A 16,368-nucleotide genomic window follows, 5' to 3' on the forward strand; every position below is an offset into this window, starting at 1 on the left:
CTCCTAAGCGCTTTTCAGACTAAAGAAGTCATCATTAAAACAATGGGATAACGATTCAGGGCGCTGAGCTTGTAAATACACTAAGCGATTGAAAACCAAAGATTGGATCAGATCTTGATAGCTCATGCCTTCATTATGAATATCATGACAAACGATACTCAGTTTATCGCCTTCAGGACGTTTTAAATCTGGCTTTGGATTCGCTTCAAGCACATATAATTTGCCCTTGCAGTCCATACGTAAATCAACACGAACTAACGTACCCAACCCCAGTTGCTGATAAATCTTGTTACCTAAATCAATTAATGACTGACGTAACTCAGGTTCATCCACTTTTAATAAGCGATCACCAGTAATCGGTTTTACATCCATCGACGTAAAAATAGGCTCATCATCCGCCAGCACGCGCTCTGTCACAGAAAAGGCAAAAGGTGAATCCAATTGGTTTAGCTTGTCGTTTTTAAATATCACCGAGCCAGCAACCGCAACGACAAACTCACGACCCGACAGGTAAGGTTCAACCATCACGATATTATTCGTCGCGGCCTGCACCGTTTTCACTTTAGCCGCCAGCTCTGCACGATCAAACACCGGATAAACATGTACCGATGCACGGCCTGACACAGGTTTTACGATAAATCGGCCACCGAAATCAGCATCCATTTCATCTAACTTATCTTTATTAACCGCATCGGTAACACACTCGTCTAAACCAATCGTAATAAAAGGTGCTGTTGGAATGCCAGCCGCTTTTATTTCATGCTTAAACAAATGTTTGTTATCAAGCAAGCCAGCCGTCATTGGCGCATGTCCCACATAAGGCACACCCAGCATTTCCAACATAGACGGTAAGTGACACATAGAATCAAAGCCTTGCAGGCCGCCACTATTGGTGATCACCAAATCAATGTTTAGTGCTTTTAAACGTTGCGGTAAATCCATGTTTTCAGGTAGTACATCAATATGCTCAAAGCCCGACTCACGTAACGCATCGGCAATATCATAAGCTACTGGCTGATACGTTTTTGTTGAACGCGGGCTCAGATTTTTATAGATAAAGCTATCCGGTTGTGTTTTTTCACCACCATGCACAACGGCAATTTTAAGTGAACGTCGGATCCATTGGATTTGTTCGATTGTGAATGTGCTTTTTTCCAAAATATTCTCTTCTTACTGCAAAAGTTAAACGATGGCGTGATTAACATTAATCACGCCTCAGGGTTATTGAATGGCAATTGCCACTGCACCATCGACAACGCTAATATTGACGCTGCTGATGCTTTCCCCTTCACTTATTCTGGTGATACATTGCGTCGCCAACTCTGGTACTAATCGACGATTGATGATTTGCTCAATGGCTCTCGCACCTGTTTCTGGCGAGTTATTCTGGCTCACTAAGTAATCCACTAAGTCACTGTCATAACTAAACTCAGCACTGTAGTAACTGCTTACTCTCTTCTCGATTCGACGTAAAGAAAGACGCGCGATTTCTGCCATCTCATCATCATTAAGTGGGAAATATGGCACGACAGTTGTGCGACCAATAAAGGCAGGTTTAAAATGCTGCTGTAGTACAGGCGAGATCGTCTGAGTCAGTGTCGATACTTCTGGACGCTCTATCTGACAGGCATCAACAACCGCACTGTCTGCTGCGTTAGATGTCATGATGATAAGCGTGTTTCTGAAGTCAATTTCGCGACCTTCACTGTCTGAAATCGTACCCTTATCAAAGATTTGATAAAATAGATCGTGAACGCCTGGGTGCGCTTTTTCCATTTCATCCAGTAACAAGACCGAGTAAGGGTTTTTACGAACCGCTTCGGTTAACACACCACCTTTACCGTAACCAACATAACCAGCAGGCGAACCAAGCAGCATTGATACTTTGTGCTCTTCTTTAAACTCAGTCATATTGATAGTCGTGATATTTTTCTCACCACCGTAAAGTAGATCCGTTAATGCCAACGCAGTTTCTGTTTTACCCACACCACTTGGGCCACACATTAAGAACACACCGACCGGTTTACGTGGGTCAGTTAATCCAGCACGAGACATACGGATCGCTTTAGCAATTTCATGAATTGGCGCATGTTGACCAATAACACGTTGCCCAAGCTCAGCTTCAAGATTAAGTAAACGTTTCACGTCATCTTTAACCATGTTGCCCACGGGGATCCCCGTCCATAACGCTATCACTTCAGCAATCGTCTGCTTATCGACTTGTGGCATAACCAGAGGTGACTCACCTTGAATACTGCGTAATTCCGTCATTTTTTCGCTTAACAGTGTCTGCATTGGCGTATCAGCAACCTGTTCGCCTGCAAGAAAACGTTCTGCAATCACATCCTGCAATCTTAAAATTTCGGTCACACAGTCTTTTTCTAGCGTCCAACGCGAGTTTAACGCTTCGTATTCAATCTCAAGTTGATTACATTTTTGTTCAATCGCCACTAATTTTTCAGTGCCGTTCGCATACATCGCGTCTTCATATTCAAACGAGCTACGTTCATTGTTCGCATAACGAATCTGTTCAGCTAAGCTATCTAATTGTTGCGGTAATGCACTCTGGCTCAAACCAATACGCGAGCACGCTGTATCTAATAAACTAATCGCTTTATCCGGTAACTGGCGCTCTGGTAAAAAGCGTATTGATAACTGAACAGCGGCTTCAATAGCTTCTTCCAATACCGTTACCTTGTGGTGTTTTTGCAAACTGCCCGCAACACCACGCAGCATTTGAATAGCATCTTCTTCGCTTGGTTCACCCACGGCAACAAGCTGGAAACGACGCGTTAGCGCAGCATCGGTTTCAAAGTACTGCTTATATTCAGCCCATGTTGTTGCAGCAATCGTTCTGAATTCACCACGCGCGAGAGCAGGTTTTAATAAATTCGCCGCATCATTTTGTCCTGCAGCTCCACCTGCGCCAATTAACGTATGCGCTTCATCAATGAACACGATGATAGGACGTTCGGATTGCTTCACTTCCGTTAATACATCTTTCAAGCGGTTTTCAAACTCACCTTTAATGCTTGCACCGGCTTGCAATAAAGACAGGTCTAACGTGCGTAACTCTACATTCATCAATGACGGCGGTACGTTACCATCAACAATTTGCTGTGCTAGGCCTTCAACAATCGCAGTTTTACCAACACCTGGATCACCCACAAGGATTGGGCTGTTTTGACGACGACGACACAGAATATCAATCGATTTACGGATCTCAGGGTTACGTCCAGAGATAGGGTCTAACTCGCCTTTACGCGCGGCTTCGGTTAAATTGTGCGTATACTTATCAAGTGCGACAGTACCAACAGATTCACTCTGAGCCATGTCATTATGCTGTACTGCACCCGCTTTTATTTCAGCACCTTGCTTTGCAGCAACACTCTTTAATGATTCAATTGATACTGTGTTCAACCATGTGGTCAATTCACCGTTGTATCCACCTTGTTCAATACGCTGTTTAAGTACCAGCAACACGTGATAACCATTAATTGATGCGTTGCTGTGGTTAAGCGATGCTAATAACCAGCAATCTTTAAGCAGTTCAATTAACGACGGCGCAAGCGATGGCGAGCTATCGTTACCACGGGCTAAGCAATTTAAGTTACGATTAAGCAGATCAATAATTTGTTCACGTTCAATACCGCTTTGCGATAACACGCTTTGCCAACCTGATTTTGGCTCATTTAATAATTGATAAAACCAATGTTCAACATCGACGCTGAAATGTGTTCGAGCCATACAATCTGCAGCAGCCTGCTCGAGTGCACTCTTTAATGTTGGTGTTAATCGCGTTACTAGTTTTTGTAATTCAACGTTAATCATGCAGTTTCCTATTTTTGTTTGAGTGGCATAACCACGTACTGTTGTGTTGTTTCGGTTGATGCCAACCACGCAGACTGGGTTAATCGCACACCATTACTCGCATTTCGCGTTAGCTGGCAAACAGGTAGCTGTTGTCCCGCCACTTTCATTGCTAAGTTGATTTTGATATTCGAGCCCATGTAATGGCGAATAAATGCGTCGATGGCATCGTTCAATACTTCATTTTGATTGAGCTTTTCAAAGTCGTGATGATTGGGTTTCACTTTAACGTCAAGTTGTTGAAATGCGGTGACTGCACTTTTCCCCAACAAGGCATCGAAACCCAACTGATTGTTTTGTCCGGTAGCACCTAAGTGCGTCAAGCAACACCCTAATAACGGTTGATATTCAATATCGCCATGGTCAACTTCAAATTCATACCCGAAGTAATCTGCTAATAAGTGCTTAAGTGTTGTTAAACATGTCACCTTCAATCCCATTAACCCGGTGTATTGAATAAGGTGTCCTTGTGGTAACGCAGTATTAATACTCGTGTCACCCGCAAGGCTAGAGAGCATCACCGTGAGAGATTGGTGGTGACGGTTCCAGCTAAAGTGCGCATCTTCCGCTTGGATAACGATGTTGTTCTTGATCGCAGTCTGACAATAAAGACGAAAATAACGATTATTAAAGCCATCCAAAAAATCGACTAACGCACTATTTCCTTGTTCAAATGACTCACGTAATGCTTCGCTATAGTTATACCGAGGCATAACCCCCTGACTACCAGAAAGCGCAGGTAAATCACACGTAAAATGCCATGAGTTGTCCGTGTATTGCTGAACCTCAACGATGTCTGATTGATGGTATGACGGCAGTAAATGCGTAATAAAATTAAGCTCTGGACGCGTACCTAAATTAGCCGCATGATGCTTCACGAGCTGCATTGCCTGCGGTAATTCAAACTGATAAGGCGCGCAACGTAACGAGCCTAATATAGATTTTTGCATCCAAGCCTCCGTGGGAAAACACGGTATTCGCCTTCGCGACCATCAAGCAATATAACCACTTGTGTAAAACTGTTAAAACCAGAGAAATACGCAAAAAAACGATCCAACAATTGAGCAAGTAGCTCAACCCCGCCAGCAAGACCCGCAGGGTTGATTGTCACACTCAATCGCGTGCCATTAGCAAAACAGCTTTTTCCGGAAATACGTACTGGTGCAACAATATGTGCTTGTGATAAGCCTTGAATTGATTCGATATAAGCGCTGTTTTTAGCACTATTGTTGTGGTTATAAAGTTGCAGCATGGTTTTTAAGGCCGACACGGGATCATCACTACCAAACAGGGCTTGATAGTTAAAATGTAAATGTGCCAATAACGGCCATGCACCTTGCTCACCAGTGTTGATATTAGTTTGCTTGGTCGGACGACGTAACAAAGTCAAATCAGCAGGTAACGAAATTGAATCGTGACAATGTAGCTGACAAGACGTCGTCAATTGGCTCGCCGCATTACCGTTCGTGCAAGTGGTCGAAATTAACCAAGTGTGTGCAGCGTTATCCACATGACTGTGATCTAAATTTGCAACACGTAACGCACTCGATACCGACTGGTCACTCATATTTTCAGACTGCGACAACTGCCAACGCAGTCCTATTTCAGACCCATTAAATTTTTCACCGTAGAGCGGTGGTACATTTCGGGGTTTCTGTTCAGTTACGTCCGTCACATCATCGACCGAAAATAACTGCAACTGCGCCTGACCGCCAACATCCAACATGATTGGGTACTGCGATTGAGTAAAATCGACACGTAACGGTTCGGCGGTAATTGACTGCAAATTAATAATGGGCGAACAAAATAAATGAAAATTATTCACGCCTAAACTACGGGCCAACTCCACCGGCATGTCGTCTAAAAACAACTGAATTTTAACTGTATTGGTATCAACCGCTTGCAACACCGATGATAGCGCTAACTTAATTGCATGAAATCGTTCTGTGAACATAAAGAATTCGGTTAATAACTTAAAGCCACCGAAACTGCGCACGCTATAAGGCAAGACAAACTCTTGTTCTTCAAAACCAACGGGTAAAAGGGCGTCCGCCCCCAATAAAATAACGCTGTCATCATATTGAATGGCGATCTGCTGGATCCCAGAAAACAAGTGATCGTAAAGGCGTAATATTGTTGATGTTTCACCGCGTAAGAATAACGATAAAGCTGTTAGATCTAAGTCAGAAAACAGGATCGTTGGATCTGTCGTGGTAAGTGTCAGTTCAAGCATCGCTTTCGCATGCTCAGCACCTTTGGGTTTTTGAATATCAAAGGGCGCAATAGAGGCGACACAATCCGTTAAGTTGATAGGATATAGATCAACATCTTGTGTCGTTCGGAACACTAAAGTATCGGTATCAACATCATCAAGTCCTAAATGCGTACCGCGCGGTAAGCTATACTTTGCAGTCACTTCTTCATGAGGCTGCATTTTCACCATGCTATAAGCTGGTACAGGGCGTAGATAATGAGGAAATAAAAGTTGTAACAAGCTATCCGTTAACTGCGGATAATCTTCATCTAAACGCTGTTGCAAGCGGGCATTCAACAGGGCTACGCTATCAATAAGACGCGTCACTTGCGGATCATCAATACTGTCGCGGCTGATCCCAAGCGATTTAGCAGCACCCGGATGACGTTGCGCAAAATTACCCGCGTCTTGACGAATAAATGCTAACTCTTGCTCGAAGTAACTTAATAATGATTCAGACAAAGTTAGTTTTCCTTACGTCGACACTGCTTGTGGTAAAATCTAAACTTGAATCAAATACGACAAGCTCTTCACCAAATTCACTAACAATCACGCCTTCGATTCTAAACTTCAGTTTATTGGTAACAACAGACTCTTCTTCTAACTCAACATTAAGCTCCTTAATGCGGGGTTCGAATGTCGTAATTAACTGCTTCACATTTTGTAAAATATGTTCACTATTGGCTCTATTCTGCCCTCTTACCGCATGACTCATGCCTAATAGCGCGATAGATTCGTTCGTGTATTTCGCCACATCATCGTCACCCCAAATTGGCGATTTAGCAGAGAGTAATGACGCGATATTTTCAATAATGGCATCACGAAGATCATCAATATTCGCAGTCCAATCACCTTTCATTTTTGCAAATAAACTCATGATTATTGTTCCCCTAATTTTGTTGCGGGTACGTCTGTAAGCAGAACAATGTGTGTGTCTAACATTTCATATTGATATTGCGGTTGCAGGTTGATCTGGCAACGATATTTGGTTGGATCAAACACGTCTTGAGTAAAGTGAACATCCGCACGTTTAAGGGGATAACGGGCCATAACAGACTCGTCACCAAAATCAACGCCGCTGATATATTGATTTAGCCATTTCTCTAACGAACGCTGGCATGTAGACGGGCTATCAAAACTACCAATTTGGTCACGGATCTGCGCTTTAATGTAATGCCCAAAACGGCAAGCCATGAGGTTGGTCTGTAACATGCCACTCATTTTTTCAGTTTCAGTCGTTGCCTTCCACACAGACTGATTACTGAAAATACCTTTTTGACCACTAAGATAAACACTTGATAAAGGTACAAACCCTTGTGTCGACCAAAAGTCATCATCTTCACTAAACAGATCAATCCGTGACAACAATGGATCTTGCAGGTCATGCCCCATTTGTACGATCGCACCGTAACGTCCGTTTTCATCGTAAGCACGTAAAAAACCAAACCAACTAATACGATCAAATTCACGGATCACGTTTGCAGCCAATAAATAGGCTGCATTTCCCCACAAGACATGTTCCGTCAATGCGCGTTCGTTAAACACAAACCCTGCTTGATAATGCTGATAAGGGTTTCTTAAATGGTATTCTGGTAACACCAAATTTAAAAAACGACTCGCGCTATGAGAGCGTAATAACTGCCAACTTTGTAAATCTGAACTGCTTAAAATACGCTGTATACGCTGATGATCAGGCATTAATCGCGCAGGTTCGTCACCAAAGAAATAGGGGTCAACGCCAAGACTGACAGGACACAGTGCGCGTTCGCCTAATTCACCTAATAGCTGTAACGTGTATAGATCATCAAAATCAGCATCGTCGTCTAAATCAGATTGAATCAGATGATCAACAACCAACAATCCAAACGGGTGACCGCCTGCGGTATCGAGTTCCTTTGCGTATATTTTTTGATATAGCGCACTGCGAGTAACATCAAAAGATTGATTAAGATCGGCAGACACCATGTCCCAGCTAAGATCTAATAACTTAACGTGTACACGGCGTTGTGAAACAGGCAGCAAAACTAAGCTATGTAGCCCTAACCAGTGTGCTTCTAGCGCTTTGAAATCAGGTGCTTGCATAATGGCAGAAAGCTGTTCGCTCATCACATCATCAAGTTGCGTGATCAGTTTGCTTAACTGTGATTTGAATTCTGAACGATTATCGTTCTGAGCATGGTTTAACAGCATCCGCCACAGCCCTGCATCCGTCAGGACGTTGGCGGATGATGTTATATTTAATGTACTCATAACAACCTCAACAACCCGAGGGAATTCCCCCGGGCATCAACTATTAACCTGGAATATTAGCAACCATACGTAATGACGATGATAGCTCTTCCATTTGTAACCAAGGACGTAGATAAGCCACGGCAGAATAACAACCAGGGCGACCCACTTGTTCTTCAACTGTTACTTTTGCTTCAACCAACGGATGTGTTGATTTTGCTTCATTGCCAATAGCACTTGGATTAACATACTGGTGGATCCAGTTGCTTAATTCTTTTTCAATGTTATCCGGATCTAAGTTAGAACCTACACGATCACGGCCCATTACTTTTAGGTACTGTGCGATACGGCTACTTGCCATTGTGTAAGGTAAACGAGCTGAAATAGCAGCGTTTGATGTTGCATCAGGATCGGTATACGTTTTTGGTTTATGCGCCGTTTGAGCACCCATAAATACCGCGTAGCTCGTATTTTTATAATGCACTAACGGTAAGAAACCTAAGTCACTCAGTTCTTTTTCACGTTCATCTGTTAGATTTACTTCAGATGGACATTGTTGAACTAAATCACCCGCTGGTGTGTAGTAAGTAAAGTTCGGTAGGTTTTCAACTTTACCGCCATTATCGTTACCACGGATAGCAGTACACCAACCAAATTGTGTATAAGCTTGTGTTAACAATAAACCGTATTCAAATGCAGCATTGCTCCACACAAGATCATCTTGCGTTTCAGGGTAAGCGTTACCATTTGCGTCATGTTTCAACTCTTCAAAATCGAATGACTTAACAGGTACTGTTTGTTTACCGTATGGTAGACGTGCGATTGTTTTTGGTAGTGTTAATGCAACATAACGCGAATCATCACTTTCACGGAATGCATTCCAGCTAGCGTAAGCTGGAGAATCAAAACCTGCGGCAACTGGCTTGCCTTCGTTAAAGTTAACGAATGAATCAAAATCAAACATGCTCGCATTTGCAGCAGCAACGAATGGGGCATGAGATGCTGCAGCAACTTCGCCCATATAACGCATTAACGCGACATCTTCATCGCCATAACCAAATTCGTAATCACCAAGCAAGGCACCGTAAGGTTGACCACCGGCAGTACCAAATTCTTCTTGATAAATCATCGTAAAGAAGCGGCTACGATCAATCGCTGGCGCATCTTCAAATTGTTCTAATAATTCGTCTTTTGTGTAGTCCGCAAGCTTAATTTTTAAGTCTGGGCCTAATTCGCTGTTTTTAACTAATTTTTGCAGACCTAACCAAGTACCTTCCAGCTTTTGGAACGCCTTGTTTTGCATCACTGTTGAAAGCTGATCTGAGATTTTTACGTCTAATGCAGAAATCGCTTTTTCGATTGTTAGCGTTAGGTTTTTATCCCAAGTAACAGTACCGTCTAGCGCTTGTGAAGTGAGTACAGATAGCAATTCTTTTGTTGTGTCTGCAGGTGTCTGTGTTGTTGCTGAAATAGCGCGGTCAAGAAAGTTTAATTCACCTTCTACAGCACCGGCTTGTTCTGTTGCAGCTTGTTGTTCCGTGCTCATTATTCAGTCTCCCCAGTTTTTACACCTAGCTCTTCAGCTAAATGTTGAATTGAATCTGTACTTTGTAGTACTTCTTTCAATAAGCGTTCTAGATCACGTGAGCGATCCGCTTTGCTTAATAATTCTTTTAACTGGTTACGTGTTTCAACCAATTGTTTTAGGGGATCAATTTGTTGAACCAAGCGTTCAGGATGAAAATCATTCATCGAACTTAACTTCAAGTTAACTTCAAATTGGCTATCATCATTTGCTAATTTGTTGTCAACTTTATATGACAATGACGGGCTAATCTGTCCCATCACAGCATCAAAATTATCTTTATCAACACCAGTGAACTCACGTTCTTCTAGGTCAATTTTATCACTTTCAGCTTTATGACCAGAGAAGTCACCAATAACACCAACGACAAAGGGCAATTCTTTGGTTTCTGTTGCGCCATTAGTTTCAACATCATAGGTGATACTGACGCGGTTTTTACTTATACGCTTATGTTGTGAGTTGAGAGCCATGCTTCCCTACCTTTTATTTTTAACAAAAATAAAGCGGTGTGCCACCTAAGCAACACACCGGTCAAAATTATTTAGTTCCAGAAATTAACTTACCTTGTGGAACGTTGTAAGAAACAAGACCACCGTCTTCTAGCTTACCGCCATCAAGTTCATGACGATGTTTCTTATCAACTTGGATGTAAGAAAGTGAGATGCTTTCAAACGGTTGAGAACCATCACTGCCACTTAGGTTGTATGAAACAACACGTGCTTTCTTCAGGCCTACTTGATAATAGATTTCAGCACCAGAACCATCACGTGCCGCTTTAGTAAATACGATATCAACGTTTTTACCTTCAACACCTGGACTGAATAGGAACGACAGAAGATCTTCAGAAGCGCCACAAAGTTCTTTTGTAATGCTTACTTCGCTCATAGCAACCATGCCTGAGTCAGCATTGTTACCGCTACCAATTTCCATTGCTACTTGACGCACAGCGCCCCAGCTATATGAATTCAAAGCAAACCAACCATCTTGTGGTAAACCTTCAATTGTTGCGCCACCTTTAACTTTAACGCCATCAACTCTCATATATATACTAGCCATGATATTCCTCACTTATTTCTACTTGGGATTGAAAACCAATTACCAGAGAGAATTACTGCTCGAGGTAGATACTGGTTCTTCTTGAGTTTTTTCTACAGATACGTTAGCTACATTGTTCGAAACAGAGTGGTTCGATGCTGCACTAACCGTATTCATTGTGTGTTGAACAGCCCCTTTAAGATTCGATGCTGGTAAAACATTGTTGTGAGTAGGCGCGATAACATTCGTGTCTCCATTCTCATCAAGTGCAGAGAAATGAAACACCTGCTTAATCGTATCCTCTTGATTTAACAACAACTCCGACATCAATTCAGGCAGAGACAAATAGCCCCATCGAATTGCTTTTTCTAACAAATAAGAGACCGGACTATGTGGCTCTGACTTCTTAAAATAATCCGCTAAAGTACGTAATTGATGAAACGCATCATCACGACTAAAAGCTTGATTCTGGCCAGCTAACGTGCCGATTGCACCGTAAGCAGTAGCGTTATTTTCTTGCTCTGACATACCCTGTTCACTCCCATCAACATGATTAACTTCATCGGTTTCAGATTGTGTATCAGCCTTAGTCTCGCGTTTTTCTTCATTCTTCAAACCAGAGATGTATTCCATCGCTTTCAATATTTTCGTAATAACACCGATTACAAATTGAAAACCAGGTTGAGGTAGTAAATACTGCTTACATACGCTAGCAACATGTGTTTCAACGGCACGTATAGCCTCTCGTATCAACACTAAATTTTGCATTAAGCTAGTTACTTTAGCCCGCTCACCCATCGCCACATTTTGGTACTGCTGACGTAGTTCAGGTAAACCGCCTTTACGCTCTTCACTTAAATAACGTGAATAATTTAAGTCTCCAATTAGCGGTAACATTAAGAAAGGTGAGTACACTAAACTGCTGTCTTCACTTTCACCGACTAGTTGTACAAAACCCTTCACTTTGAATGCGTTAATTTCTTTTAACTTGTCACTTTCTGACTTTATTTTATTGTCAGGGAGTACGGGATGAACATTGTCCCAATGCCCTTCAACAAGTGCTTGTAACCATTGACTTGCTTCACGCAACCCGTTTAACGCGGGGTCAATGACTATCTGAGCTGCTAGCATCCAGCCCGCTAGCTCAATATCTTTAGATGTCGTTCTAAATATTTCAACCAAACTGCTTGATAACGAACGCCAATGTTCAATGTTGGCATCTTGTAAACTATCCATTTCTGCAGGATCAGGTGTCTGCATTAATTGACGTTGAGATGTTTGCGCAACATTAAATTCATTTCTAAGCGGTCTAAATTTTTGTTTGTCTGATTTTAAATAAATCCCACAAAATTGGTCATCATCAATTGGTAATAAAAGTGACTCATGTAATGTCTGATTGAATAACATATTTGTTCTGACCTATTTAATTTAGACCCATTGTTCCAACAGGAGGATCCGTTGTAAATAAACTTATAGTAAGGGGATGTAAGGGATGTAACCAACGTAAGTTTAATAACCCAATGGGGATAGGCAATATAATAAAAAATGCTTTAAAAAAGAAGGGGGATAATTATACAGATATATTTAATTTAATTTAAAAATGACAACACAAAACTCCAATCGCATTAAAATCAACAACTTATAAGCAGAGGTGTTCACGAGAATATCACAACCTATCACAGTTTTATCACGTAAACATATTGTTTTAAATTATTCAAATTAATAACCTACAGTAAAGTTAATTTATTCACTTTTAAATAAACAGTTATTAAAACAACAAAAACTAAACAATTAAATTATAACAACTGCAATTATAGAGTAGTGACACTAATTGCTTTCCTAATTAAAAATCAAAATAAATACATTGAAATAATATTAAATAGCAGTACAGTTATTTAATTGAAGTATTTCATTGTTATATTTAAATATAACAATTCAGCATTGCTTAAATATATTAAAAATATAATTATTAATATATTTACATTTTCTATTTCACTGTGGTTTTCGGTAATCACTCGTCTAAACGTAAGGATATATTATGCTTTCAAATATAGAATTAGATCGTCAGTTAAAAGTTGAACAAGAAGCGATAGACTCATTTGTTCATAAGGCGTTTGACACGGTAAAGCTTGAGTTCTCAGCTCGAATGAGAAAGAAGAATGCAAAAAAAATTGCTGTAGCTGCGGCTGCTTACGTGGTGGGAAAGGCACCTTATGTAGGCTCACTTCTTAGCGCTGGTATCAAAAAACTCGGTCATGATAAAACCTCAGGCGAGATTTTAGACGCCGCATTAACGCTATATCACACCGCTGATATATATTCTAAAGAGATTAACTCCGAAGTAACGGAAAAGACGCTACGAAAATTTGTTAAAGCGCACTTCTATATTCAATTAGCGGATGGATTAATGGATTATATAAATCATGAAAATGAAGCGTTTATACAGGCGGTAAAAATGCAGCACCAAGTGAAAACACCTGTAGTAATGAAACATCTAAAAGTAGTATTGAAGCAACCTGACAGTATGGAGATGGATACATTTTAAATAACCCTCCTTATATGATTTAAGAAAATCAGTAGTCTATTTAGCACTGAATAGACTATTATCCTCCTACACGAAGCAGTTAACCAATCCAGATTAGGTTCTTACACTCAATATTCACATCAAATTACACATAATCCTCACCTAAATATTTAAATGATGGCAGCATATAAAATCAATATACCATCACAATTACCTTTAAATTCAACATCAATCAGTAAATCAACAACAACTTACAGCCACATTATTACCTTTAAGGTAACAATCTTTTACCATTTCAGCGTATTGTTTTGTTCTCGCCCAAATGTAGAATGCCCTCATCGAAACCGAAACAACTTTCCAAACTCAATAATCAGCACTCATGTGACGTGATTAAATAAAGGATATTAAATGTCTACATTAACAAACAAACCAGGTATTTTTCTTTTAAAGTCTGGTTCATTCAAATTAAATGACTTAAGCAAATTACTTGAAGTTGAAGGCCTAAAAAGTGACATGGCTGAAGTTGCTGTTACCAACAATAGCAACGCATTAACGATTGGTCACTTTACAATGGAACCTGGTGTTGAATTTGAATACGCTTACGATTCAGTAGAATACAAAGTAATCACCAAAGGTAAGATTGTTGTTCGTGATACAGACAACAACAAGTACGTTGCAGAAGTTGGTGATGTACTACTATTCTCACCATATACAGTCGTGATATTTGATGCAGAGAGTAATGGCGAAGCTATCTATACCGCACACAGAAGTGCAGATTCATCTTTCGCACCTGCATCAAACTAATTGGAATTGAACATGATAAATAAAATCATCAAAAAATGTAAAAGTGCATTTTGCACAACAAGCAATATCAAGATCCACCCAGCAATGGATGGTGGTATTGCACCAACAGCAAACAACTTCAACGGCGGTACATTACAGTGCCAATGTAGCAGCAATAAAGTAACAGTAAAAATTGATAGCCAAACAGCACATAACCATGCTTGTGGTTGTTCAAAATGCTGGAAACCTAAAGGTGCTTTATTCTCACAAGTAGCTGTTGTTTCAAAAGATAAATTAAGCGTAACAAGCAACCGTTCAAAACTGAAAGTGGTTGATGATACTGCAACAATCCAACGCTTTGCGTGTAATGGCTGTGGCGTACATATGTACGGTCGCATTGAAGATAAAACACACCCATTCTTCGGTCTAGACTTCGTTCATACTGAACTGTCTGCTGATAAAGGTTGGTCTGCACCGGAGTTCGCTGCATTTGTTTCATCAATCATTGAAACAGGTACAGATCCAAAAGACATGGCTGCAATCAGAGCACAACTGAACGCATTAGGCCTTGAGTCTTACGACTGCCTATCGCCAACATTAATGGATGTGATTGCAACACACGTTGCAAACAGTAAATAGTTAACTTTAGATAATAAAGTACTGAATAAAACCGTTAATACCTAATGCCAAATATGAAAAAAGCCCGCTAGATTCGTCTAACGGGCTTTTTTATTTTCATTTATAAGTCACACTTACTTATAAACTCTTAACTTATAAAAAGTTAACTTATAAGCTCTTAACTTATAAAAAATTAACACATAAGCAATTAAGCTTCATAACCAAATGGGTCATCAATCGAATGTGATGGTTGCGTGAACCACTCCGGTCCTGCGTCAGTCATATAAAAATGATCTTCTAGACGAATTCCGAACTTACCCGGGATCACTAACATAGGTTCATTACTGAAACACATACCTTTAGCTAACGGCGTAGTATCGTTACCCACTAAATATGGCCATTCATGAATATCTAAGCCAATACCATGACCAGTACGGTGCGGTAGTCCCGGCAAATCATAACCCGGACCAAAACCATCAGCTTCCAGTGATACACGTGCGGCAGCATCCACATCCTGACAAGGTACATTAATCTGAGCGGCATCAAACGCAGCTTGTTGGGCATTCTTTTCACTTAACCAAGCAGCGCGTACTTCGTCACTTGCTTCACCAAATACATAAGTACGAGTGATATCTGAATTGTAACCATGTAGCTGGCAACCCGTATCAATCAATACCACATCATCTTGTTTCAAGAACTGCGCATCTTTAACACCGTGCGGGAACGAACTCGCTTTACCAAATAATACGATGCAGAAATAAGAACCTTTAGGTGCGCCAACCACTTTATGTGCTTGATGAATGAACTCTTCTACTTCCGTCGTACAAATATCTAAACGTAAAATACGTGCAGCTGCTTTGTGTACTTCTAACGTCATATCTTTCGCACGTTGTAATAAAGCAATTTCAGTGTCTGACTTTTGTTGACGACAACCTGCAGTCACAACCTTCGCATCGATATATTCAAACTGTGGGTTCGCATGACGAATGTTGTTAAACATAAAGAAGGCTGTTGCTTCATCAATACCGACAGTACCGTCGGTAATATCAAGTTGCGCAAGGACCTCACCAAATAATTGCGCTGGATTTTCATGTTCATGCCAGCAATGTAATGGGCCTTTTACAACCATAAATTCATTAATGGTATCTTGTTCAAAACGAGGTGCAATAAACTGTACGTCACCCACAGCTGGTAATATAGCGCCAACTAATCGTTCACCCGCACCCCAGCGCATACCAGTGAAGTAGTACAAATTTGTACCTGCATTAAGGTAAATAGCGTTAATACCTTCGCGTTGCATTATTGCTTGTGCTTGTTCGATACGATCATTAAATTCTTGTAATGAGATCGCCGCAACGCCCGCAGTCATATCTGCCAGTTTAGCTAATTCTAATTCAGCAGTTGAACCACCAATACCAATAGTCATAAAAATCCTTGTTATACAGCTTGATTAACGAGATATAGATGAAA

The 16,368-nt window shown here is 40.8% G+C and carries 14 protein-coding genes; 3 read left to right on the forward strand and 11 right to left on the reverse strand.

From position 1 onward, the window contains the following. Positions 1 to 3: 3 nt before the first annotated feature. The 10 genes from HWV00_RS14710 to HWV00_RS14755 form a co-directional block, all read right to left on the reverse strand. Positions 4 to 1,158 carry a D-alanine--D-alanine ligase gene (locus HWV00_RS14710; protein WP_211682454.1) on the reverse strand — a complete coding sequence of 385 codons (1,155 nt, stop codon included), beginning with the start codon at positions 1,156 to 1,158 and terminating at the stop codon, positions 4 to 6. A gap of 63 nt (positions 1,159 to 1,221) precedes the next feature. Continuing rightward, positions 1,222 to 3,831, reverse strand: a complete 2,610-nt coding sequence (gene tssH / locus HWV00_RS14715; RefSeq protein ID WP_211682456.1) for a type VI secretion system ATPase TssH — start codon at positions 3,829 to 3,831, stop codon at positions 1,222 to 1,224. Between the two features lie 8 nt (positions 3,832 to 3,839). After that, positions 3,840 to 4,820, reverse strand: a complete 981-nt coding sequence (locus HWV00_RS14720; protein ID WP_211682458.1) for a type VI secretion system baseplate subunit TssG — start codon at positions 4,818 to 4,820, stop codon at positions 3,840 to 3,842. Then, complete coding sequence (gene tssF, locus HWV00_RS14725; protein ID WP_211682461.1) at positions 4,802 to 6,586, reverse strand: type VI secretion system baseplate subunit TssF; 1,785 nt, start codon at positions 6,584 to 6,586, stop codon at positions 4,802 to 4,804. Before tssF ends, HWV00_RS14720 begins: the two co-directional genes overlap by 19 nt. Beyond that, positions 6,579 to 7,001, reverse strand: coding sequence for a type VI secretion system baseplate subunit TssE (gene tssE, locus HWV00_RS14730; RefSeq protein ID WP_211682463.1), 423 nt, complete (start codon positions 6,999 to 7,001; stop codon positions 6,579 to 6,581). Before tssE ends, tssF begins: the two co-directional genes overlap by 8 nt. Before the next feature lie 2 nt (positions 7,002 to 7,003). Then, positions 7,004 to 8,374 carry a type VI secretion system contractile sheath domain-containing protein gene (locus HWV00_RS14735; RefSeq protein ID WP_255554592.1) on the reverse strand — a complete coding sequence of 457 codons (1,371 nt, stop codon included), beginning with the start codon at positions 8,372 to 8,374 and terminating at the stop codon, positions 7,004 to 7,006. Positions 8,375 to 8,417: 43 nt separating this feature from the next. Further along, complete coding sequence (gene tssC / locus HWV00_RS14740) at positions 8,418 to 9,899, reverse strand: type VI secretion system contractile sheath large subunit (RefSeq protein WP_211682465.1); 1,482 nt, start codon at positions 9,897 to 9,899, stop codon at positions 8,418 to 8,420. Further along, positions 9,899 to 10,408: a type VI secretion system contractile sheath small subunit gene (gene tssB, locus HWV00_RS14745; protein ID WP_211682467.1), complete on the reverse strand. Its 510-nt coding sequence runs from the start codon at positions 10,406 to 10,408 to the stop codon at positions 9,899 to 9,901. Before tssB ends, tssC begins: the two co-directional genes overlap by 1 nt. Positions 10,409 to 10,475: 67 nt before the next feature. Next, entirely contained in the window at positions 10,476 to 10,994 is a 519-nt protein-coding gene (locus HWV00_RS14750; protein WP_043993693.1) for a type VI secretion system tube protein Hcp, read from the reverse strand. A 39-nt stretch (positions 10,995 to 11,033) separates the two neighbouring features. Beyond that, positions 11,034 to 12,380 (reverse strand): ImpA family type VI secretion system protein, encoded by a 1,347-nt coding sequence (locus tag HWV00_RS14755; RefSeq protein WP_211682469.1) that lies wholly within the window; start codon positions 12,378 to 12,380, stop codon positions 11,034 to 11,036. Positions 12,381 to 13,011: 631 nt separating this feature from the next. On the opposite strand from HWV00_RS14755, the gene HWV00_RS14760 reads away from it, so the two are divergent. The 3 genes from HWV00_RS14760 to gfa all read left to right on the forward strand — a co-directional run bounded on the left by HWV00_RS14760 (position 13,012) and on the right by gfa (position 14,919). Beyond that, positions 13,012 to 13,518, forward strand: a complete 507-nt coding sequence (locus HWV00_RS14760; protein ID WP_211682471.1) for a hypothetical protein — start codon at positions 13,012 to 13,014, stop codon at positions 13,516 to 13,518. A 387-nt stretch (positions 13,519 to 13,905) separates the two neighbouring features. Then, positions 13,906 to 14,301 (forward strand): hypothetical protein, encoded by a 396-nt coding sequence (locus HWV00_RS14765; protein ID WP_211682474.1) that lies wholly within the window; start codon positions 13,906 to 13,908, stop codon positions 14,299 to 14,301. 12 nt (positions 14,302 to 14,313) lie between these two features. After that, positions 14,314 to 14,919 carry an S-(hydroxymethyl)glutathione synthase gene (gene gfa / locus HWV00_RS14770; protein WP_211682476.1) on the forward strand — a complete coding sequence of 202 codons (606 nt, stop codon included), beginning with the start codon at positions 14,314 to 14,316 and terminating at the stop codon, positions 14,917 to 14,919. Positions 14,920 to 15,106: 187 nt separating this feature from the next. Here the strand turns inward: gfa and HWV00_RS14775 are convergent, their stop codons facing one another. Beyond that, positions 15,107 to 16,324: a Xaa-Pro peptidase family protein gene (locus HWV00_RS14775; protein ID WP_211682478.1), complete on the reverse strand. Its 1,218-nt coding sequence runs from the start codon at positions 16,322 to 16,324 to the stop codon at positions 15,107 to 15,109. Positions 16,325 to 16,368: the final 44 nt, after the last annotated feature.

This window comes from Moritella sp. 24 (genome assembly GCF_018219155.1).
In the GTDB taxonomy this organism is placed as follows: domain Bacteria; phylum Pseudomonadota; class Gammaproteobacteria; order Enterobacterales; family Moritellaceae; genus Moritella.